Source organism: Blautia sp. SF-50 (genome assembly GCF_900101315.1).
Taxonomy (GTDB): domain Bacteria; phylum Bacillota; class Clostridia; order Lachnospirales; family Lachnospiraceae; genus Blautia_A; species Blautia_A fusiformis.
This window is the reverse complement of record NZ_FMUW01000019.1, coordinates 1-22,096: the sequence shown is the minus strand read 5'-3', so window position 1 is coordinate 22,096 and position 22,096 is coordinate 1. Positions and strand designations below refer to the sequence as shown.

Here is a 22,096-nt window from a genome sequence, read left to right as displayed (position 1 = left end):
ATGCAGGGAGGCTTTTTTATATGGAAAACTTTCAGGTTTACCGTGATATCCAGGCGCGGACGGGCGGGGATATCTACATAGGGGTTGTGGGACCGGTCCGTACAGGAAAATCCACATTCATCCGGAGATTTATGGAGCTGATAGCACTGCCATCGATCAGCGAGGGAAAAAGAGCAGAACTTCAGGATGAACTGCCATTAAGCGGTGCCGGAAAAATGATCACCACCGTAGAACCCAAATTTATTCCAAAAGAAGCAGTGGAAGTATCCATAGGGGAAAACCAGAAAATCCGGGTAAAACTCATTGACTGTGTAGGCTTTCTGGTAAAGGATGCATCCGGAAATGTGGAAGAAGGCAGGGAGCGGATGGTCAAAACTCCCTGGCAGGAAAAAGCAATCCCGTTCCATGATGCAGCCCGCATTGGAACGGAAAAAGTGATCAGCCAGCATTCCACCATTGGGATTGTAGTCACAACAGACGGAAGTTTTGGGGAGATTCCCAGAGAAAATTTTATTCCGGCAGAGGAACAGACCATAAAAGAACTGAAAGTCCAGGGAAAACCCTTTCTGATCCTGGTAAACTCCCAGACTCCCTACAGTGAGGAAACCGGAAAAACTGTAAAACATCTGGAAGAGAAATTTGGAGTATCCGTTCTGGCAGTCAACTGTGAACAGCTTCGAAAAGAGGATGTGACCAGAATCCTGGAGAAGATCCTTTATGAATTCCCGGTCAGTGAGATAGAGCTTTTTGTTCCCAGATGGGTGGAGATGCTTTCTCCGGAACATGAGGTAAAGGCGGCTCTGTTAAATGAGATTCGGGAAAAGATGACCAGACTTACTCATGTGCGTGATGTAAGCAGAGAATCAGTATATCTGGAAAGTCCATATGTGGAAGATACATTGCTTGAGCAGGTCAGTCTTTCCGATGGAAAAGTCCGTATCCGGATCGCAGTAAAAGACATTTATTATTATCAGATGCTCAGTGAAATGAGCGGGATATCTATGGAAAGCGAATATGAACTGATCCAGACCATAAAAGAGCTTGCCGGTATGAAGGAACAATTTGTAAAAGTCCAGGCTGCCCTGGAAGCGGTAAAAGGAACAGGGTATGGGGTTGTGGTGCCTGAGCTTTCCGAGATCACTATTGAGGAACCTGAGGTGATCCGTCAGGGAAATAAATTCGGAGTAAAGATCCGGTCAAAAAGTCCGTCCATTCATATGATCCGGGCGGGAATCGAAACGGAGATCGCTCCGATTGTTGGTACAGAACAGCAGGCGGAGGACCTGATAAAGTATATCAGAGAAAGCCCGGAGCGAGGGGAAAGTATCTGGGAGACCAATATTTTCGGAAAATCCATCCAGCAGCTGGTGGAAGACGGAATCCGGAACAAGCTTGCCATGATCAGCGAAGAAAGTCAGGTGAAGCTTCAGGATACTATGAAGAAGATCGTAAATGACAGCAAAGGCGGACTGGTGTGTATCATCATATGAATGGAGAATAGAATTGCAAAGCAAAAAGGACGTTCTTCAGCAGACGTCCTTTTTTTGATGTTGTTTTTTCCATTCTGCGATAAACTGAAGCTGTTCCTGGTCAGATAGTTCCTGGGAAGCGGCGTCATTTCCTGCAGCGGCACAGCAGAAAAGAACAAAGATCTGGAGTCCGAAGAATACAAGAAAAAAGAGAAGCATAGAAAAACCTCCTTTATTTTTCAGATATGTTAAGTATTGGAGGAGATAATGTATTTTATACATTATATTGCAAGAAAATATAATTATCACCGGGTATGGAGATTTTTAAAACAGGAGGAAAAGAAACCATGAAAAAGAGAAGATTCGCACAGCTTGTTCTCATGATCACAATGCTGTTTTGCCTGACATTTGGCACAGTGTGTGCGCAGGCAGCAACAACAGCAACCACAACAACCGCAAAAGCAGCTGTTAAAAATGGCTGGAAAAAAGAGGGCGGACAATACTACTATTATGTGAAGGGAAAAAAAGTAAAGAATACATGGAAAACCGTGACTGTCGCTAATAAGACTACCGGCAAAAAAATGACATACAGATACTATTTTTCCAACACCGGAAAGGCTTATAAAGGTGGAACATTCTTCGGGGAGAACTATCTCCTTGTAAAAAAGATCGGCGGGAAATACTATGGATTTAACCGGTATGCACAGATGGTAAAAGGCGTTTATTATTCCGCATATGGACAGTCCAGAGCCGGATTTTATGCTTTTAATACAAAAACTGGTGTATACGATGCTAGAACATCTTCAAGAATAAGGAAAGCATTTGTAAGAGAAAAGAGTTCTGCAGCACTGCGGAAAGTCCTTGGCAGACCTCTTCGTACCAGAAAGACAGATGGCTGTTATGGTGACGGACAGGAATATCTGTTGGAATACACAAGATTCTGGGTCAATACATACAAAGACAAAAAAGGGAAGGAAATTGTACTGGACGTGATCAGCAAATAAGGTTCCTGCCGGTGCCAGAGCAGTTCAGTGCGAGATCCAGGGAAATCTGGAAAAGATCACAGGCTGTATTGAAGAAAAATATCTGGATACAGACAGCAGGATTTATATAAGATTGAACCATGATAAGATTTATGAAGCATTTCCGATGGATGTTTCCACAGAAGATGGAAAAACGGACAGCAGCGGTTTTTGCTTATATCTGGACTGTTCACTTCTTGCAGCAGACGGAAATCAGATCGAAATTCTTACAGGCAACAAAGATTCAGCCCGTATAATAGGCGGACTGACGCTATAAAGGAGGACATAAGAAATGAGAAAAATAACAGTACAGGTGCTTTTAGGGGCAGCATTGATCGCAGCGATGTGTCTGGGGGCACCGACAGCTGCTTTTGTAGGCGAGATAACGACAAAGGAGGAAACCGCAGAGCTTCAGGATGCAAAAGAGGATGACAGCAAAAAGAAAGACTCCAAGGATGCGGCAGGTCAGGATCTAGTGATCACCATAATGGACAATCAGATCCAGAAAACAGTTAATTTTCGTACAGGAAGAGGAAACTAAATAAAATATACAGCAAAGATCCCGGGGATTCAGATGTAAGATCCCGGGGTCTTTTTATATAAAACGAGTAGCGGGAAAGATGTCCGCAGAATAAGCTAAAGAAAGGTCAGCTGTCCGACGGGAGAGCTTTGGAAAGGTATAAAAGGATGTATACAGGAAAAGGGATAGGCGTGGCGGTTCTGGACACCGGTATTTTTCCTCATATAGATTTTGGCAGCCGTATTTCCGTGTTTCGTGATTTTACAGGAGTCAGACGCAGCCCATATGATGATAACGGACATGGGACTCATGTCAGCGGGATCCTTGCAGGGGACGGAACTGCATCAGGTGGAAAATATAAAGGGGCTGCACCTGGCTGCAGTATCGCTGCTCTGAAGGTTCTGGATCGTTTCGGGAACGGAAGCAGGGAGGATGTGATGCGGGCATTTCGGTGGATCATGGAGTTTGGAAGCATTTATCATATCCGTATCGTTAATATTTCAGTGGGAACAACATCCCGGGATCATAAGGAACAGACAGATCTTCTTGAAGGAGTGGAAAAACTTTGGGATTTGGGATTTGTGGTGGTAGCTGCAGCAGGAAATCAGGGACCGGGGGCCGGCACGGTAACAGCACCGGGAAGCAGCCGGAAGATCATTACCGTAGGCTCCAGTGATATGCTGAATGGCAGAAAGGCAGTTTCCGGAAGAGGCCCTACTTTTGACTGTGTGTGCAAACCGGATCTGGTAGCGCCGGGAAGCCAGGTCATTGCCTGTGCACCGGGACTGCCGTACTCATATGGGCTCAAAAGCGGAACCTCCATGTCGACGCCTCTGGTGTCAGGAGGGATCGCCTGCCTTCTGGAAAAAGATCCCCGGCTTTCTAATGTGGAGGTAAAGATGTTGTTAAGAGAAAATGCAGAAGATATGGGACTTCCCAGAAATCAGCAGGGATGGGGAAAATTTAACTGTGAAAAACTGTTGGCAGGCTGAATTATTATACAATTCTTATAAACATAGTGTGGTAAAGCACAAAAGCGTTGACGGAACCGGAAAATATGAGTACAATGTACAGTAAAAGTGCTGAAGAAAGATTCTAAAGGAAAGAGCACCTGGAATCCGAACAGGAGAATAAACCTCAAAAGGAGAAAATAATATGGAAAAAATCAAAATGCAGACACCTTTAGTTGAGATGGACGGAGACGAGATGACACGTATCCTGTGGCAGATCATCAAGGATGAACTTCTCACACCGTATCTGGAACTGAATACAGAATATTATGATCTTGGTCTTGAGCACAGAAATGAGACAGATGATCAGGTTACCATTGATGCAGCAGAAGCAACCAAGAAATACGGAGTAGCCGTAAAATGTGCCACGATCACGCCAAACGCAGCCAGAATGGAAGAGTATGACCTGAAAAAAATGTACAAGAGTCCAAACGGAACGATCCGTGCCATTCTTGATGGAACTGTATTCCGTGCGCCGATCGTTGTAAAGGGAATCGAGCCATGTGTAAAGAATTGGGTGAAACCGATCACACTTGCACGTCATGCATATGGAGATATCTATAAGAATACAGAATTTTATATTGACAAGCCGGGAGATGCATATCTTGTATTTGAGGGCGAAGACGGAGAAGAGCGTAAGGAGTTGATCCAGCATTTTGATGGAGCAGGTGTTCTCCGTGGCATGCATAATCTTGATGATTCCGTAAAGAGCTTTGCGAGAAGCTGCTTTAATTATGCACTGGACACAAAGCAGGATGTATGGTTCGGAAGCAAGGATACCATTTCCAAAACATACGATGGAAGATTTAAAGAGATTTTCCAGCAGATCTTTGATGCAGAGTTTAAGGATAAATTTGAGGAAGCCGGCCTGACCTATTTCTACAGTCTGATCGATGATATCGTAGCCCGTGTTATGAAGGCAGATGGCGGTTTTATCTGGGCATGCAAGAACTATGACGGAGATGTTATGAGCGACATGGTATCTTCCGCATTTGGCTCTCTTGCCATGATGACCTCTGTACTGGTATCCCCGAAGGGATATTTTGAGTATGAGGCTGCCCACGGAACAGTTCAGAGACACTATTATCGTCATCTTGAGGGAAAAGAAACATCCACAAACTCTGTTGCAACGATCTTTGCATGGACAGGAGCTCTCCGCAAGAGAGGCGAGCTGGACGGAAATGAAGCACTTGCTGATTTTGCAGGAAAACTGGAAAAAGCAACACTGGATACCATTGAAAGCGGAAAGATGACCAAGGATCTTGCACTGATCACTTCCCTGAAAGAGGTACAGGTATTGAACAGCAAAGAGTTTATCCTTGCTGTAAAGACAAAACTGGATGAACTGATGGCATAAATAATAGGAATTTCAGAATTTCAAGTAATTTCATAAAAAATAAAAAATTGCACCGGAAGATCCAGGGATGGATCACGGTGCAGTTTTTTTATGAGGGATATATATGGATCATCTGATCTCTGTCAGACCGAAACGTTCATGGCTTGCTGTACATGTTCCACAAGGATCTGCCGGACCTGGGGATATTCTCCAAGTCCCTTCAGTACAGGGGTGACTTCATATCCTTCGGAAGAAAGACGGTTCATCCAGGAGTCCGGATCTGCACCGGCCAGATCGTTCTGTGCATGGTCGCCGGCTACGATCATGAAAGGCGCTAGCACGATCTTTTTCGGATGAAAGCTGTCGGCAGCCCGGAGAAGGGAGTCCAGGGCCGGATAGGCTTCTACAGTTCCAAGAAAAATATTTTTATGTCCGGTATCTTTAAAACGGTAATCCAAAGCAGCATAAACCGTGTTTGCGTAGTGTTCTGTTCCATGTCCCATCAGTACAAGTGCAGTGTCCGGATCCATGTCCCGGAATTCATCTGCAACTACCCGGACGATCGCCTGGTTATCTTCTTCTGTTGTGAGAAGAGGATTTCCGAAAACAATACTGGAAAAACGGTCACGAAAAGAAAGCGCATCGGCTTTCATCTGATCATTTTCGATACCGTTGATCACATGAGTCGGCTGTACGATCACATCGGTGATACCATCCAGAAGCATCTGTTCCAGAGCTTCCTTTACCGTGTGGATCGTAAGACCGTCCCGCTTTTTCAGTTTGGCAATGATCATTTTGCTTGTCCATGCACGGTAGGTGGGACAGGCCGGGAATGCATCGGCAATATCGTGCTCGATTGCCTCGATGGTAAGCTTACGGGTGTTTTCATAGCTTGTGCCGAAACTTACTACTAGGATCGCTTTTTTTGAAGCTGAGTTCATACGGGGATTTCCTCCATCCTGATAATTATGGTGATTATGATAAATTCTTTATATTTCTCCGCTGGAATATAAAGATGATCCGCAATTTCTACCATAAGATATTATAAAAGGGAGGGCTGACATTGTCAATCGTAGTTGACTTTCCTTACGGAAATGTTTATCATTATAAAAGATTGTGGAAACAAAGGAGAAATGTAGGACATGAGTATATTCATGCTTGGAATCGATCATAATATGGCACCTGTAGATGTCAGAGCGCAGTTTGCTTTTACCCGTAAAAATACCGGAGAGGCGCTGCGCAGGCTGAAAGAAGAAGCTGGGATCTGCGGGTGTATTATTCTGTCGACCTGTAACCGGCTGGAACTGTGGGTAAGTACTGCAGATGAGGAGAAGCCGGACCTGTATCAGTGGCTCTGCTCGTTGAAAGGTGTGCAGGGAGAACAATACCAGAAGTATTTTACCAGCAGAGAAAACGAAGAGGCGGTGGAGCACCTTTTTTATCTTACCAGCGGACTGAAATCCCAGATCCTGGGGGAAGATCAGATCCTGACCCAGGTAAAAGAGGCGTTGAGTATGTCAAGGGATGAGTTTACCACAGACAGTGTTCTGGAGGTGCTTTTCCGTATGGCGGTAACTGCAGGCAAGAAGATCAAAACGGAAGTGCCGTTTTCTCATGGAAATCCTTCTGTGATCCATCAGGCCATCCGTTTTCTGGAAGAGGGCGGTTATCATGTTCGCAATAAAGTCTGTATGGTGATCGGAAACGGTGAGATGGGGAAGATGGCTGCCCAGACACTGCGTGAAGCAGGAGCGGATGTGACGGTTACGATCCGTCAGTACAGAAGTGGTGTTGTGAGCATTCCTGTTGGATGCAGCAGGATCAATTATGGTGAGAGAATGGATTATCTGCCGGAGTGTGACCTGGTGGTCAGCGCAACAGCAAGCCCCAATTATACACTGACGGAAGAATTGTTTGAGGATGTACGTGTGGAACGACCTATGATCCTTATCGATCTGGCAGTTCCAAGAGATATTGATCCGGAGATCCGAAAAAAAGATAACATCACACTTTATGATATGGACAGCTTCCGAACCGGCGAGACACCGAAGGAACTTGCAGATAACCTGGAAGCAGCAGGATCCATTGTGAAGGCCCAGATGAACGAATTTTTCCAGTGGTTGGAAGGTCGTGATATCATCCCGCGCATCCAGGAGATCAAAGCGGATGCTGTGGAAGATCTGAACCTGAGGATCGAAAAAATCTTCCGGAAAACTCCTATGGAGGATTCAGACAGAGAAAACCTGAAAAAAGCAGTGGATACTGCAGCCGGAAAGGTTGTGAACAAGCTGATCTTCGGGCTTCGGGACAGTCTGAACCAGGATGCTTTTCTGGAATGTGTGGAAGGACTGGAGAAACTTTATGAAGAATAAACCTTATTTCCCCATGTTTATAGACCTGTCCGATAAAAATATCGTTGTGGCAGGTGGTGGTAATATTGCTACCAGAAGAATAAAGACTCTTCTGAAATTTACAAGAAATATCACGGTAGTGGCTACAAAAGTGACCCAGGAGCTTATGGATCTTGGAAAAGCAGGAACTGTAACTTTATATATCCGTCCCGTGAAACGTTCAGACTTTGCCAACGCATATATGGTGATCGCAGCCACCAATGACTGGAAGCTGAATGATGAGATCCACCGTGTCTGTAAGGAGGAGGGCATTTATGTTAATGTAGCCTCCGACCGGGAAGCCTGTGATTTTTATTTCCCAGGCGTATATATGCGGGATGAAATGGTAGTTGGAGTTACAGCCAGCGGACTGGATCACAAAAAAGCAAAGCGTGTAAGGGAAGAGATCCAGAATGCGCTGGAAAAAGTATTGGGAGAGCAGGATGAAGATGAAGAGAGATAAGATCGTGATCGGCAGCAGAGAGAGTAAGCTTGCAGTGCTGCAGAGCGAAATGGTCCGTGACTACATAAAAGAAAAAAATCCGGATCTGGAAGTGGAAATCCTCACTATGAAAACTACCGGGGATATCATTCTGGACCGTACACTGGATAAGGTTGGCGGAAAAGGGCTTTTTGTAAAGGAGCTGGATAAAGCACTGATAGATGGAAGAAGTATTCTTTCTGTACACAGCCTGAAAGATATGCCTATGGAGGTTCCGGAGGAGCTGCCGCTTCTGGCTTTTTCCAAAAGAGAAGATCCGAGAGACGTACTGGTTCTTCCTGAGGGAGCTTCTGAACTTGATAAAAGCAAGCCCCTTGGATGCTCCAGCTTAAGGAGAACCTTACAGCTTAAAAAACTGTATCCGGATATGGATGTCAGAAGTATCCGCGGAAATCTTCAGACAAGACTCCGGAAGCTGGATGAAGGACAGTACAGTGCATTGATCCTGGCTGCTGCCGGCCTTAAGAGACTTGGACTGGAATCCAGGATCAACCGGTATTTTACAGCAGATGAGATCATTCCGGCTGCTGGTCAGGGAATCCTTGCTGTACAGGGAAGAAAAGGGGAAGCTTATGATTTCCTGGAGGGCTACTGTGATAAGGATGCCTGGACCGCGGGAAGTGCGGAGCGTGCTTTTGTAAAGCTCCTGGATGGAGGATGCTCTTCTCCGGTGGCTGCCCATGCGGAAATTCTCGGGGATGAGATCTATCTTAGAGGGCTTTATTATAATGAAAAAGACGGTTCCTATGTAACAGGAACACTGCGTGGCAATAAGGCAGATGCGGAAAGCTTAGGCAGGGAACTGGCAGAAACTCTTCGGAAAAAAGGAGAAAACAGATGAAAACAGGAAAAGTATGGCTGGTAGGAGCGGGTCCTGGCGATATCGGCCTTTTTACATTAAAAGGCCTCAAAGTGCTGGAACAGGCAGATGTGGTCGTCTATGACAGTCTGGTAGGTCAGGGAGTTCTGTCAAGAATCCCGGAAAATGCCAGGCTGATCAATGTAGGCAAACGTGCCAGTCACCATATCATGCGTCAGGAAAATATCAATCAGGTACTTCTTGAGGAGGCACAGCGGGGGCTTCGTGTGGTGCGCCTGAAAGGCGGAGATCCATTCCTCTTTGGAAGAGGAGGAGAGGAGCTGGAGCTTCTTCGGGAGAATGGGATCCCTTATGAGGTTGTTCCGGGTGTTACTTCCTCCATTGCAGTACCGGCATATAACGGGGTTCCGGTAACACACAGGGATTTCTGTTCTTCAGTCCACATCATTACAGGACATAAGAGGGCCGGAGAAGAATATGATATAGACTTCCGGGCACTTGTTGATACAAAGGGAACGCTTGTATTTCTGATGGGCGTGTCCGCACTTCCGGATATCTGCGAGGGTCTGATAGGCGCAGGAATGGAAAAGGACATGCCTGCGGCGATCCTGCAGAAGGGAACTACAGCAGGTCAGAAACGGATCGTAGCAACAGTTTCTACCCTGGAAGAAGAGGTGAAACGCCAGGGAATCGAGACACCGGCGATCATTGTGGTGGGTAAGGTATGTACACTGGCAGAGAAGTTTGGCTGGTATGAAGAACTGCCGCTTTCAGGATGGAAGGTCCTTGTCACAAGACCGAAAGAGCTTGTTTCCAGAACTGCGGACAAGCTTCGTGAAAAAGGTGCGGAGGTTCTGGAGCTTCCGGCGATCCGTACTGTCCCCATGGAAGACCAGAGCCGTCTCTATAAAGCGCTGGATCACCTGGAGGAATATCAGTGGCTTGTATTTACCAGCCCTACAGGTGTAAGGGTATTTTTTGAAGAACTGATCCGCCATGGAAAAGATATCCGTGCCATGGGAAATGCTCGTCTGGCCGTGATTGGGGAGGGAACAAAAAAGGCCCTGCAGGAAAGAGGATTGCTGGCAGATTTTGTGCCGTCGGTATATGACGGGGATACTCTTGGAAAGGAACTTTCAGAGCTTCTTTCCGGTGGAGAAAAGATACTTATCCCGCGGGCAGAAAAGGGTAATGAAAAGCTTACCGCATTTCTTGCACAGGCAGGCGCTGTGGTCGAGGATGTTCCGACCTATCAGACTCTTTACGAAAAGAGCCAGCTCATCGATGAGAAGAAGGAATTTGAAACAGGACAGATCAGCTGTGCGGTGTTTACAAGTGCCTCCACTGTGAAGGGATTTGTAGAGGGAACAAAAGGACTGGATTATTCAAAGGTTAAGGCGGCCTGCATCGGCAGACAGACGAAGGCGGCTGCTGAGAGCTTTGGAATGAAAGCATATATGTCAGAAAAAGCCACCATTGACAGTCTTGTCAAGCTGGTGGAGGATATGAAAAGGAGCGAATGATCATGGAACTGACAAAAAGACCAAGAAGATTAAGAGGTAGCGAAAACCTTCGTAAGATGGTACGTGAGACAAGAATGGATAAATCTTCTCTTATGTATCCTATGTTCGTAATGGAAGGAGAAAATAAGGAAGAAGAAATTCCGTCCATGACCGGGCAGTACCGTTACAGCCTGGACCGTCTTCCGTATAAACTGGAACAGCTTTCCAAAGCCGGTGTAGGCAGTGTGATGTTTTTTGGTATTCCTGACCATAAGGATGAAGTGGGCAGCGGTGCCTATGATCCGGAGGGAATCGTTCAGAGAGCTCTTCGCATTGCAAAAGAGAAATTTCCGGAGCTTTATTATGTAACAGATGTATGCATGTGTGAGTACACTTCCCATGGCCATTGCGGCGTTCTCTGCGGTCATGATGTGGACAATGACAAGACGCTGGAGCTTCTTGCAAAAACAGCACTTTCCCACGTGGAGGCAGGTGCAGATATGGTTGCTCCGTCTGATATGATGGATGGTCGTGTTGCAGCGATCCGTCAGTGTCTGGACAAGGCAGGGCATTATACAACACCGATCATGTCCTATGCAGTAAAATATGCTTCTGCATTTTATGGCCCGTTCCGTGAGGCAGCAGATTCTGCTCCGTCTTTTGGGGACAGAAAAAGCTACCAGATGGATCCTCACAACAGCAGAGAAGGGCTGAAAGAGGCACTTGCAGATGTGGAAGAGGGTGCAGATATCATCATGGTAAAACCGGCTCTTGCATACCAGGACATGATCTGGCAGGTAAAGGAGATCACAAACGTTCCGGTTGCCGCATACAGTGTCAGTGGTGAGTATGCAATGGTAAAAGCAGCAGCTGCAAACGGCTGGATCGACGAAGAAAGGATCGTGGGTGAGATGGCTACAGGAGCATTCCGTTCCGGTGCGCAGATCTATCTTACCTATTATGCGGAGCTTCTGGCAAGACTTATGGATGAAGGGAGGATCGGCTGATGACAAGATCAGAACAGTTATTTGAGCGTGCGGTAAAAAGAATCCCGGGAGGCGTAAACAGCCCGGTAAGATCTTACGGAGCGATCGGTGAGGCACCTCGTTTTATTGAAAAAGCAGATAAATGCTACATCTATGATGTAGATGGAAACCGTTATGTGGATTACATTGATTCCTGGGGCCCGATGATCCTGGGACATAATTTCCCAGAGATCCGCGAGAGTGTGATCAAGGCCTGCGAAAATGGCCTGAGCTTTGGCTGTGCTACAGGAATCGAAGTAGAGATCGCAGAATTTATCTGTGAACATATTCCACATGTAGATATGATCCGTATGGTAAACTCAGGAACAGAAGCTGTTATGAGTGCCATCCGTGCAGCAAGAGGTTTTACCGGAAAAGACAAGATCATCAAATTTGCAGGTTGCTATCACGGACACAGTGACTGCCTTCTGGTAAGTGCCGGCTCCGGTGTCATGGCAAGTGGTATTCCGGACAGCGCCGGTGTTCCGAAGGGCTGTACACAGGATACCATGACGGCTACCTACAATGATGCCGCCAGTGTGGAAGCACTTCTCAAACAGGAAGAGGGAAATGTGGCAGCCGTGATCGTGGAGGCAGTAGGAGCAAACATGGGTGTGGTTCCTCCGAAACCAGGCTTCTTAAAGCGGCTTCGTGAGCTTTGCGATGAGCATAATTGTCTGCTGATCTTTGATGAAGTGATCACAGGCTTCCGACTTGCCTTTGGCGGAGCAGCAGAGTATTTTGGTATCCGTCCGGATCTTGTCACTTACGGGAAAATAATCGGCGCAGGAATGCCGGTAGGTGCTTATGGCGGACGTAAGGAGATCATGGATCTGATCTCACCGTGTGGTCCTGTATACCAGGCAGGTACCTTAAGCGGAAACCCGGTTGCCATGGCTGCAGGTTTCACACAGCTGAAATATCTCTATGAGCATCAGGAAATCTACAAAGATCTGGCTGCCAAAGGTGAGAAGCTTTACGGCGGCTTGAAGAAGATCGTGGAGGAAAAAGGTCTTCCATATCAGGTAAACTATGATTCTTCTCTGGCAAGTATTTTCTTTACAGACCAGGAGGTAAAAGACTATGTTTCTGCAAAAACATCCAACCTGGAGCTTTTTGCAAAATATTTCAAGGGAATGCTGAAACGAGGCATTCATCTTGCACCTTCCCAGTTTGAGGCGATGTTCCTTTCCACAGCGCATACAGATGAAGTAATTGATGAAACTCTGGAAGCAATGAGAGGCGCTTTGGGAGATCTGTAAAGAGGCGTAATGGATGCGCAGGAGCCGATCCATTTGCGTGGATTATGTGTGAACGCCATAGTGAACGGTAGCTTTGCATAAAAAATTGCACAAAAGATAACAGGATGGTAACTTGTTCTTGCAGAAGCTTTGTGATAAAATAAACACAAAAATACGTAACCAATGTAAAAAGCAGGAGGCCAGAACTTATGGGAAAAAAGAAGTACGTGGCTTACGTGGGAACATATACCCATGGAACCAGTAAGGGAATTCAGGTATACGATGTAGATGTAGAAAAAGGAACACTCACAGAACGAAGCGAAGTGGAAGTTAGCAATGCTTCTCATCTGGCAGTATCAAAAAACGGTAAATATCTGTATTCCATTGAGGATGAGGGTGTAGCTGTATTTGAAAGAGACAAGAACGGTGATCTTACCCGCCTCAACAGTGTGGATATCAACGGAATGCGAGGCTGCTATCTTGCAACAGATGTGGACGGAAGATATCTTTATGTGGCAGGGTACCATGATGGTAAGGTAACGGTTGTACATACACATAAAGACGGCCGTCTGGGAAGTGTTATGGACGGCGTTTTCCACAAGGGACTTGGAAGCGTGGCAGAGCGTAACTTCCGTCCGCATGTTAATTGTGTACGTCCGACACCGGATAATAAGTATCTCTGTGCGGTAGATAATGGTATCGATCAGGTTAAGATCTATCGTATCAATAAGAAGAAAGACAAACTGGAGCTGGTTGACATTCTTCGCTGCCCGAGAGAGAGCGGCCCTCGTATCATCCGCTTCAGTGATGACGGAAGATTTGCATATCTTCTTTTTGAACTCAGCAATGAGGTGAAGGTATACAGCTATGACGGAAGCGGTAAGAACCCGGAGTTTCAGCTGCTTCAGAGCATTACCACTCTTGGAAAAGAGGATTCCAATGATGCGCTCCATAACGCAGCTTCCGGTATGTCTCTTTCTGCGGACGGTAAATATCTTTTCTGTACAACAGCAGGGGAAAATACTGTGACTATGTATGCAGTAGACCAGGAAACAGGCCTTCTGACCAAGAAATTTACACTTCCGATCAGTGGTGATTACCCGAAGGATCTTATGATCTTCCCGGATAACAAGCATATTGCTATTGCCAATCATGCCAGCAACAGTATTACCGTTTTCACTGTGGATTATGAAAAGAATATCATCATGATGAACGAAAAACCGAGAAAGATCGAGACACCGAACTGTATCCATATCTGGCCGGTACCGGATACATGGGAGCAGTTGGATTAAGAACAGGATTGATCAAAGTAAGTCTTGCACAGGCAGACAAAAACAGGCTCAGGGACGAGTAGGAACTTTCCCTGAGTCTGTTTTTTTGCGCATTTATATTTTTTTATCTGACAGGTCAAAATGTGAAATTACCGCTGATAAAATTCGTGGATACGATCCATCCGTGCACTCATATTGTTAAAAAGTGCATCTGTAATGGTAAGTGCTGCCATAGCTTCCACAACGACTACTGCACGCGGTACGATCACCGGATCATGCCGGCCCTTGATCTCAAGCTCCAGGTTTTCTCCGGTGTTGGTCACAGTAGACTGAGACTGACTGATGGAAGGAGTAGGTTTGATATGTGCACGGAGAATGATATCGCTGCCGTCACTCATACCGCCCATAATACCACCTGCGTGGTTGGAAGTTTTGGAAATAATGCCGTCTTTTTGTACAAAACCGTCGTTGTCTTCGGAACCGGTAAGACGTGTCACGTTGATGCCGTCACCGATCTCAACAGCTTTTACAGCACCAATGGACATGATCGCATGAGCGAGGGTAGCATCCAGCTTGTCAAAAACCGTATCGCCCAGACCGGCAGGAACGTTTTTGATGCGGCATTCGATCACACCGCCGGCACTGTCCTGACTGTTCAGACATTGTTCGAGATAGGCAGATGCCTTTGCGGCTGCGTCGGCATCTGGCATGCAGAGTGCATTATTTCGGATCTCTTCTTCTGAGAAGGACCGGATCTCTACAGGACCGATGGATCTTGCGTAGGTAGTAAATGTAATGCCAAGTTCGTTTAACAGCTTGATGGCAATGGCACCGGCTGCCACACGTCCGGCGGTTTCTCTTCCGGAGGAGCGTCCACCTCCACGGTAATCACGGAATCCGTATTTCTGGTCAAAGGTAAAGTCTGCGTGACCGGGACGATAGGAGTATGCGATATTTCCGTAATCTCTGGAACGCTGATCTGTATTGCGGATCAGAAGAGAAATTGGAGTACCGGTAGTCTTTCCTTCAAAAACTCCGGAAAGGATTTCCACCAGATCTCCTTCCTTACGGGCAGTTGTATAACGGCTTTGACCGGGCTTTCTCCGGTCAAGAAAAACCTGGATATCTTCTTCGCAGAGAGAAAGACCTGCGGGACAGCCGTCGAGAACGGCACCGATAGCCTTGCCGTGAGATTCTCCCCAGGTGGTAACCACGAATTTTTTTCCGAATGATGACTGACTCATTTGTATAACTTCCTTTCGTTGGAATTCTGGAATCATTATATAGGAAGCCGGAAAAAATGTAAAGAACGTGGAAGGCAGAATGAATTTTTATGTAAAGATCATGTAAAATTATTTAAAAGCTCTTTTAAAAAGAAAAGGTATGAATTGACAAAGCTATTTTGACTATTTATAATAAAAAAGAATTTTGCCCTGGCAAAAGAAAAGCAAGAGAAGGGAAGTGGGAATCGTGGTAAGGATTTACAAGACAATAGACGGAGCCATCCACCAGATACAGGAACCGGAGGAAGGCTGCTGGATTGCGCTGACGAATCCGACGGCAACAGAGATTTTTGAATTTTCCGAGAAGTTTGATATAGAGGTTGACGATTTACGATCCCCTTTGGATGAGGAAGAACGGTCACGTATCGAAGTTGAGGATAATTATACACTGATCCTGGTTGATGTTCCTATGATCGAGGAACGTAATGACAAGGATTGGTATGGGACAATACCGCTTGGCATTATTGTGACGGGGTCTATGATCTTTACCATCTGTCTGGAGGACACACCGGTTCTTACCAGATTTATGGAGGGAAGAGTCCGGAGCTTTTTTACCTATATGAAGACCCGTTTTATCTTTCAGATCCTTTACAGAAATGCGAGCATGTACCTGCGTTATCTGCGTATCATTGACAAAAAAAGTGAGCAGGTGGAAGAAAAACTGCATCTTTCCACAAGAAATGAAGAGCTGATCGAGCTTCTGGAGCTGCAGAAATCCCTGACTTATTTTATCACATCACTCCGGTCTAACGAGGTTGTGCTGGAGAAGCTTCTGAAGATAGACAGCATCAAGAAATATCCGGAGGACACCGATCTTCTGGAGGATGTCATCACTGAGAATAAGCAGGCGATCGAAATGGCCAATGTGTACAGCGGTATCCTGAACGGAACTATGGATGCTTTTGCATCGATCATCTCCAATAATATGAATATCGTTATGAAGGTACTGGCGATCATTACTATTGTCATGAGTATTCCGACTATTGTGTTCAGTGCTTACGGAATGAATGTGGCTGGTTCCGGTATGCCCTTATCAAGAAGTCCATTGGGATTTCTGATCATTATCCTGATTTCTGTGGCGATCAGTGTTGTGGCAGCGATCATTCTTTCCAAGAAGCGATTTTTCTGATTTTCAAAAGTTTTCTGAAAGGAGATTTTAATGAAATTTATCGACAAACTGGAACGTAAATTCGGAAGATTCGGGGTTCCGAATCTGACTGTTTACATCATCGGATGTTATGTGTTGGGGTATTTTCTGGCTATGTTTGCTCCGGGAGTTTTGAATATGCTGAGTCTTGATATGTCCATGGTCATGAAGGGACAGATCTGGAGACTGGTGACATGGGTGATCTATCCGCCGTCCAGTGTGGGAGGAACTGGCAATCTTGTGATGTTCCTTCTCGCAATCTTTTTTTTCTATTATCCGATCGGTACTTCACTGGAACGTACCTGGGGAACTTTCCGGTACACATTGTATATTTTTTCAGGTGTTTTGTTTACTGTGATCGCAGCAGTGCTTTTACATGTATTTACAGGTGGTTATGTGGTTATGAACGGGATCGCCTATTCTCTTGGCGGAAATATTTTTACCACATATTATATCAGTCTTTCTATTTTCCTTGCCTATGCAGTCACATATCCGGATCTTCAGCTGCTTCTTATGTTTGTGATCCCGATCAGGATGAAATGGATGGCCTTTGTATACGGACTGTTCATTGCGTGGGATATCGTATCTTATCTTCGAGTCGGGCTTTGGGTAGGTGTAGTACCGATCGTAGCATCACTTTTAAACTTTGTGATCTTTTATTTCAGTACCCGTGATATGAACCGATACAATCCGAAGGAGATCCACAGGAGGCAGCAGTTTAAGAAGGCTGTGGCTCCTTCCAGAACAGGGTCCGGTCCGAATGGGATCGCCAAGCATAAATGTGCGATCTGCGGACGTACCGAAAAGGATGACCCAAACCTGGAGTTTCGTTTCTGCTCAAAGTGCAACGGAAATTATGAATATTGTCAGGATCATTTATTTACACATAAACACGTACAGTAAAACGCACAAACGAAGGAGAACATTATTATGAAAAAAACTAAGATTATTTGTACACTTGGACCTGCCAGCAATAACAGGGAAACTCTGAAGGCTCTTATGGAGAATGGAATGGATATTGCCAGATTCAACTTTTCTCACGGAGACCACGAGGAGCAGAAGGGCCGTGTGGATATGATCAAGGAGCTTCGTGAGGAGCTTGATATGCCTATTGCCATGCTTCTTGACACAAAGGGACCGGAGATCCGTACCAGACTTTTAAAGGACGGACAGAAGGTTAAGCTGGAAGCGGGAAAACAGTTTGTACTTGGAATTGGCGATTTTGAAGGCGACAGCACAAAGGTTGCTATCACATATGAGACACTTTACAAGGATGTAAAACCGGGAAACAGAATCCTGATTGATGATGGTCTGATCGAGTTGGAGGTTAAGGCGATCAAGGGAACCGATATTGTCTGTGATATTTTAAACGGTGGTGAACTGGGAGAGAAGAAGGGTGTAAATGTTCCCTATGTAAAAGTAAATCTTCCGGGAATCACAGAGCAGGATAAAAAAGATATTATCTTTGGTATCGAGCAGAAATTTGATTTCATCGCGGCATCTTTTGTCCGTTCCGCAGAGGTGATCCGTGAGATCCGTAAGCTTCTGAATGATAATGGTGGAAAGGATATCGGTATTATCGCGAAGATCGAGAATGCAGAGGGTGTTGAGAATATTGATTCCATCATTGAAGCATCTGACGGTATCATGGTTGCCAGAGGAGATCTCGGTGTGGAAATTCCTGCAAGTCAGGTACCTCACATCCAGAAGGCGATCATCCGTAAGTGTAACGAACATTATACACCGGTTATCACAGCAACACAGATGCTTGATTCCATGATCCGTAATCCGCGTCCTACACGTGCAGAGGTAGCTGATGTTGCCAATGCGATCTACGACGGAACCGATGCGATCATGCTTTCCGGAGAGACAGCAGCTGGTAAATATCCGGTTGATGCTCTTAAGATGATGGCAGATATCGCAGAGATGACAGAGCCGCATCTGGATTATAAAGTGTTTATTGAACATCGTTCCATGGACGGAAGAGAGAAGATCTCCAGTGCAGTGGCACTTGCAACGGTGCGTACTGCAAAGAACCTGAAGGCGAACGCTATCGTAACACCGACAATGAGTGGAAATACAGCCAGACTGATCTCCAATTTCCGTCCGAAGGTTCCGATCTATGCGATCACACCAAACTCAACCATCCAGCATAAACTTCAGCTGATCTGGGGTGTAACACCTCTGAAAGGATATCAGAGAGATACCACGGACCATATCATGTCTCAGGCTATGAATGTTGTCCGCAGCCGTCATCTGATACATAAAGGAGACCTTGTTGTATTTACAGCAGGAGACCCTGCGACCAACATGACAAACGGTCGTGGTGCAGTGACAAATATGATGCACGTGATCGAGGCAGAATAAGACTGAGTTTTCTTCGGGAACAGCAGTCGGAAAAACAGGAGATGCAGTTATTATGAAAAAAGAACCATTTGTGACACTTGAGAAACTCAACGAAATTACTGAAAAGTTTCCGACACCCTTCCATCTCTATGATGAGAAGGGAATCCGTGAGAATGCAAAAGCCCTGAAAGAGGCCTTTGCATGGAACAAAGGATTCAAGGAATTTTTTGCGGTAAAGGCAACACCGAATCCATATCTGATCAATATTCTGCAGGAGTATGGCTGTGGCTGCGACTGCTCCTCAGAAACAGAGCTTATGATGGCCAAGGCAGTAGGTTGCAAAAAGGGCGATATCATGTTTTCTTCCAATGACACACCGGAGAAAGAGTTCAGATATGCAGATGAGATCGGTGGGATCATCAACCTTGATGACATCACACATATTGAGAGCGTAGAGAAAGCTCTCGGAAAAATCCCGGAAGTGATCAGCTGCCGTTACAATCCAGGTGGAGTATTTAAGATCAGTAACGGTATCATGGATAATCCCGGAGATGCAAAATACGGAATGACTACCGAGCAGATCTTTGACGCATTCCGTATCCTGAAATCCAAAGGTGCCAAAGAGTTTGGAATCCATGCATTCCTTGCAAGCAACACAGTGACCAATGATTATTATCCAATGCTTGCAAAGGTTATGTTTGAGCTTGCCGTGAAGCTTCAGAAGGAGACAGGTGCACACATTAAATTCATCAACCTTTCCGGTGGTATCGGAATTCCTTATAAACCGGATCAGGAGCCAAATGATATCCGTGTGATCGGTGAGGGTGTCCGCAAGGTTTATGAAGAAGTACTTGTTCCGGAAGGAATGGGGGATGTTGCGATCTATACAGAGCTTGGCCGTTTCATGATGGGACCGTATGGCTGCCTTGTCACAAAAGCAATCCATGAGAAGCATACACATAAAGAGTATATCGGCGTAGATGCCTGTGCAGTAAATCTGATGCGTCCGGCTATGTATGGTGCTTATCATCACATTACGGTTATGGGTAAGGAGAACGAGCCGTGCGATCATAAATATGATGTGACAGGTTCCCTCTGTGAGAATAATGATAAATTTGCCATTGACCGTATGCTTCCGAAAATCGACAAGGGAGATCTTCTTGTGATCCATGATACAGGTGCTCATGGTTTTGCAATGGGTTATAACTACAATGGTAAACTGAAATCTGCAGAGATCCTTCTTCATGAGGACGGCAGCTTTGAGATGATCCGTCGTGCCGAGACACCGAGAGATTATTTTGCAACCTTTGACTGCTTCCCTGTTTTTGAGAAACTTCTTCAGGATGAAGACGAACTGAAATAAAATAGCGGAAATATATAAAAACAGCCTTCTATGCATCTTGTAATGATGCTGGAAGGCTGTTTTATGTTTAAGCGTCTGGTAGGTATAAGATCGCGAGCAGGGCGGAAGGTGGTCAAATGCAGGGTTACAGCTTCCGGCTGCCGGAGATTTCTGCCAGGGCTTTTCTAAACTCAAAGAAAAACAGGATGGCAGTAAATGTAACGGCCAGGATATCCGCAACCGGCTCAGCCATATAAACTGCATTTGTCCGGTCAGCACGGAAAATATTGGGCAGGATATAGATCAGCGGGATGACCAGAATAAATTTCCGGACAATAGCCACAATGATGGAATCTTTGGCTCTGCCAAGGGAGATAAAGGTCATCTGGCAGGCAATCTGGATACCAAAGATAAACACAACTGCCATATAGATTCGGAGCGCTGTTTTTGTGAAAGCAAGTAATGTACTGTCCGAAGTAAACATTCCGGCAAAGATCTGCGGGAAGATCATAATGATCAGCCACAGGATCACGGAATAAGAAACACTTGTTTTTATAAGAAGCTTAAATGTAGAACGTACACGTTTTTCGTTACGTGCACCATAGTTGTAGCTGATGATAGGCTGTGCACCCTGACCAAGTCCCTGAAGAGGAAGCATGGCAAACTGCATGACGCTGGTAAGGATAGTCATGGCTCCTACTGCAACATCCCCGCCGTATTTTAAGAGTGAGGAGTTGTAGCAGACAGAGATAACGCTTTCACTGAGCTGCATGACAAAGAGAGAAGAGCCAAGAGCCATACAGGGCAGAATGATATCGGCTTTCAGTTTCATGGTGCTTTTCCGAAGCTTCAGGAAGGTCTTTTTTCCAAAGAGGAAGGAGAGGACCCAGATGCAGGAAAATGCCTGGGAGATCACTGTTGCCAGAGCAGCGCCCCGGACACCCATGTGGAATCCGAAAATAAAAACCGGATCCAGAATAATGTTGGAGATCGCACCGATCAGTACGGAGAGCATTCCGGTTTTTGCGAATCCCTGGGCTGTGATGAAATTATTCATGCCAAGAGTCAGCTGTACAAAGATAGTTCCTACTGCATAGATATTCATGTAACCAACCGCATAGTCGATGGTGTTTGCACTGGCGCCGAATGCAAGGAGAAGGCTGCGGTTTCCGAAAAACAGGATAACAGTCAGGATCAGGGAGATGATGATCTGCATGGTGAAGCAGTTTCCGAGAGTCTGTTCGGCTTTTGTAGTGTCATTTTTACCCATAAAGATGCTGGCTCTGGGAGCACCTCCGTTTCCGACAAGAGCAGCAAAGGCAGATACGACCATAATAAGCGGCATACAGACACCTACACCGGTAAGGGCAAGAGCACCCTCTCCGGGAATATGACCAATATAGATACGATCGACGATATTGTAGAGCATATTGATGAGCTGTGCGGCAACGGTAGGAAGTGCAAGCTGCAGAAGAAGCTTTCCGACAGACTCGGTTCCTAAAAAGCTTTTGTCTTTTTCCATTTTTTTATTCCTTTCGTGTTTTTTGATAGTAATCGAGTAGGAGGGAGTGATTAGCTCCCGTCCTCTCACACCACCGTGCGTACCGTTCGGTACACGGCGGTTTCAATAGTTGATGTGCACAGACTGATAGGCTGTGGCTAAATCATAAAAGCCACCGTTTATCAGTCTTTCTTTTGTCATGGCTTTCTTAACTGTTGTCAAATTCGCACAATACCAGTGTCCTCTTCGGCAGTTTGCCGCCATGTTCGCATAGTATTCGTGTACTCCCATCTTTATCAGATTTCTTTTCTTTGTTCTTGGAAGTTTCCACTGTTTCCATATACACATGCGTATTCTATGATAGAGCCA

At 45.7% G+C, this 22,096-nt stretch carries 21 protein-coding genes and 1 pseudogene; 17 read left to right on the top strand and 5 right to left on the bottom strand.

Annotated elements, in window-relative coordinates:
- The first annotated feature begins 20 nt into the window (after positions 1–20).
- Complete coding sequence (gene spoIVA, locus BLP57_RS12040) at positions 21–1,490, top strand: stage IV sporulation protein A (protein WP_022426914.1); 1,470 nt, start codon at positions 21–23, stop codon at positions 1,488–1,490.
- Positions 1,491–1,526: 36 nt separating this feature from the next.
- Here spoIVA and BLP57_RS17850 read toward each other — a convergent pair whose 3' ends face one another.
- Positions 1,527–1,688, bottom strand: a complete 162-nt coding sequence (locus BLP57_RS17850; protein WP_015525281.1) for a hypothetical protein — start codon at positions 1,686–1,688, stop codon at positions 1,527–1,529.
- A 128-nt stretch (positions 1,689–1,816) separates the two neighbouring features.
- Between BLP57_RS17850 and BLP57_RS12035 the strand changes: the two genes are divergently transcribed.
- The 5 genes from BLP57_RS12035 (at position 1,817) to BLP57_RS12015 (ending at position 5,378) form a co-directional block, all read left to right on the top strand.
- Entirely contained in the window at positions 1,817–2,473 is a 657-nt protein-coding gene (locus tag BLP57_RS12035; RefSeq protein WP_092072007.1) for a hypothetical protein, read from the top strand.
- Positions 2,474–2,585: 112 nt separating this feature from the next.
- Positions 2,586–2,768, top strand: a complete 183-nt coding sequence (locus BLP57_RS12030; RefSeq protein WP_092072004.1) for a hypothetical protein — start codon at positions 2,586–2,588, stop codon at positions 2,766–2,768.
- A gap of 15 nt (positions 2,769–2,783) precedes the next feature.
- Positions 2,784–3,032 (top strand): hypothetical protein, encoded by a 249-nt coding sequence (locus BLP57_RS12025; RefSeq protein ID WP_092072001.1) that lies wholly within the window; start codon positions 2,784–2,786, stop codon positions 3,030–3,032.
- A gap of 146 nt (positions 3,033–3,178) precedes the next feature.
- Positions 3,179–4,003 carry a S8 family peptidase gene (locus BLP57_RS12020; protein WP_015525272.1) on the top strand — a complete coding sequence of 275 codons (825 nt, stop codon included), beginning with the start codon at positions 3,179–3,181 and terminating at the stop codon, positions 4,001–4,003.
- A 163-nt stretch (positions 4,004–4,166) separates the two neighbouring features.
- Complete coding sequence (locus BLP57_RS12015; RefSeq protein WP_059085918.1) at positions 4,167–5,378, top strand: NADP-dependent isocitrate dehydrogenase; 1,212 nt, start codon at positions 4,167–4,169, stop codon at positions 5,376–5,378.
- Between the two features lie 122 nt (positions 5,379–5,500).
- Here the strand turns inward: BLP57_RS12015 and BLP57_RS12010 are convergent, their stop codons facing one another.
- On the bottom strand, positions 5,501–6,298 hold the full coding sequence (locus BLP57_RS12010) for a sirohydrochlorin cobaltochelatase (RefSeq protein ID WP_021653025.1): 798 nt from the start codon (positions 6,296–6,298) through the stop codon (positions 5,501–5,503).
- Between the two features lie 201 nt (positions 6,299–6,499).
- On the opposite strand from BLP57_RS12010, the gene hemA reads away from it, so the two are divergent.
- From hemA to BLP57_RS11975, 7 genes are all read left to right on the top strand, one after another.
- The gene (gene hemA / locus BLP57_RS12005) at positions 6,500–7,729 is read left to right on the top strand and encodes a glutamyl-tRNA reductase (RefSeq protein ID WP_092071998.1); all 1,230 of its coding nucleotides are present in this window, start codon (positions 6,500–6,502) and stop codon (positions 7,727–7,729) included.
- Positions 7,719–8,210, top strand: coding sequence for a precorrin-2 dehydrogenase/sirohydrochlorin ferrochelatase family protein (locus BLP57_RS12000; protein ID WP_015525267.1), 492 nt, complete (start codon positions 7,719–7,721; stop codon positions 8,208–8,210). The genes hemA and BLP57_RS12000 overlap by 11 nt, the downstream gene beginning before the upstream one ends.
- Positions 8,197–9,090: a hydroxymethylbilane synthase gene (hemC, locus tag BLP57_RS11995; RefSeq protein WP_022426910.1), complete on the top strand. Its 894-nt coding sequence runs from the start codon at positions 8,197–8,199 to the stop codon at positions 9,088–9,090. The genes BLP57_RS12000 and hemC overlap by 14 nt, the downstream gene beginning before the upstream one ends.
- The gene (cobA, locus tag BLP57_RS11990) at positions 9,087–10,592 is read left to right on the top strand and encodes a uroporphyrinogen-III C-methyltransferase (RefSeq protein WP_092071995.1); all 1,506 of its coding nucleotides are present in this window, start codon (positions 9,087–9,089) and stop codon (positions 10,590–10,592) included. The genes hemC and cobA overlap by 4 nt, the downstream gene beginning before the upstream one ends.
- Positions 10,593–10,594: 2 nt before the next feature.
- A complete protein-coding gene (hemB, locus tag BLP57_RS11985) occupies positions 10,595–11,578 on the top strand; it encodes a porphobilinogen synthase (RefSeq protein WP_022426908.1) in 984 nt (327 codons plus the stop codon).
- Complete coding sequence (gene hemL, locus BLP57_RS11980; protein WP_015525262.1) at positions 11,578–12,858, top strand: glutamate-1-semialdehyde 2,1-aminomutase; 1,281 nt, start codon at positions 11,578–11,580, stop codon at positions 12,856–12,858. The genes hemB and hemL overlap by 1 nt, the downstream gene beginning before the upstream one ends.
- Positions 12,859–13,046: 188 nt before the next feature.
- Positions 13,047–14,129 (top strand): lactonase family protein, encoded by a 1,083-nt coding sequence (locus BLP57_RS11975; RefSeq protein ID WP_015525261.1) that lies wholly within the window; start codon positions 13,047–13,049, stop codon positions 14,127–14,129.
- 128 nt (positions 14,130–14,257) lie between these two features.
- Here the strand turns inward: BLP57_RS11975 and aroC are convergent, their stop codons facing one another.
- The gene (aroC, locus tag BLP57_RS11970) at positions 14,258–15,352 is read right to left on the bottom strand and encodes a chorismate synthase (RefSeq protein WP_022426905.1); all 1,095 of its coding nucleotides are present in this window, start codon (positions 15,350–15,352) and stop codon (positions 14,258–14,260) included.
- 226 nt (positions 15,353–15,578) lie between these two features.
- Between aroC and BLP57_RS11965 the strand changes: the two genes are divergently transcribed.
- From BLP57_RS11965 to BLP57_RS11950, 4 genes are read left to right on the top strand one after another with little or no spacing between them, the layout of a single operon-like run.
- Positions 15,579–16,520, top strand: coding sequence for a magnesium transporter CorA family protein (locus tag BLP57_RS11965; RefSeq protein ID WP_022426904.1), 942 nt, complete (start codon positions 15,579–15,581; stop codon positions 16,518–16,520).
- A 30-nt stretch (positions 16,521–16,550) separates the two neighbouring features.
- Positions 16,551–17,441 (top strand): hypothetical protein, encoded by an 891-nt coding sequence (locus BLP57_RS11960; RefSeq protein ID WP_059085913.1) that lies wholly within the window; start codon positions 16,551–16,553, stop codon positions 17,439–17,441.
- Positions 17,442–17,468: 27 nt separating this feature from the next.
- Positions 17,469–18,905: a pyruvate kinase gene (gene pyk, locus BLP57_RS11955; RefSeq protein ID WP_059085912.1), complete on the top strand. Its 1,437-nt coding sequence runs from the start codon at positions 17,469–17,471 to the stop codon at positions 18,903–18,905.
- A 52-nt stretch (positions 18,906–18,957) separates the two neighbouring features.
- The gene (locus tag BLP57_RS11950) at positions 18,958–20,247 is read left to right on the top strand and encodes a diaminopimelate decarboxylase (protein ID WP_059085911.1); all 1,290 of its coding nucleotides are present in this window, start codon (positions 18,958–18,960) and stop codon (positions 20,245–20,247) included.
- A gap of 124 nt (positions 20,248–20,371) precedes the next feature.
- Here the strand turns inward: BLP57_RS11950 and BLP57_RS11945 are convergent, their stop codons facing one another.
- On the bottom strand, positions 20,372–21,748 hold the full coding sequence (locus tag BLP57_RS11945) for an MATE family efflux transporter (RefSeq protein WP_092071993.1): 1,377 nt from the start codon (positions 21,746–21,748) through the stop codon (positions 20,372–20,374).
- A 102-nt stretch (positions 21,749–21,850) separates the two neighbouring features.
- A pseudogene (locus tag BLP57_RS11940) lies at positions 21,851–22,096 on the bottom strand (group II intron reverse transcriptase/maturase); the annotation flags it as partial.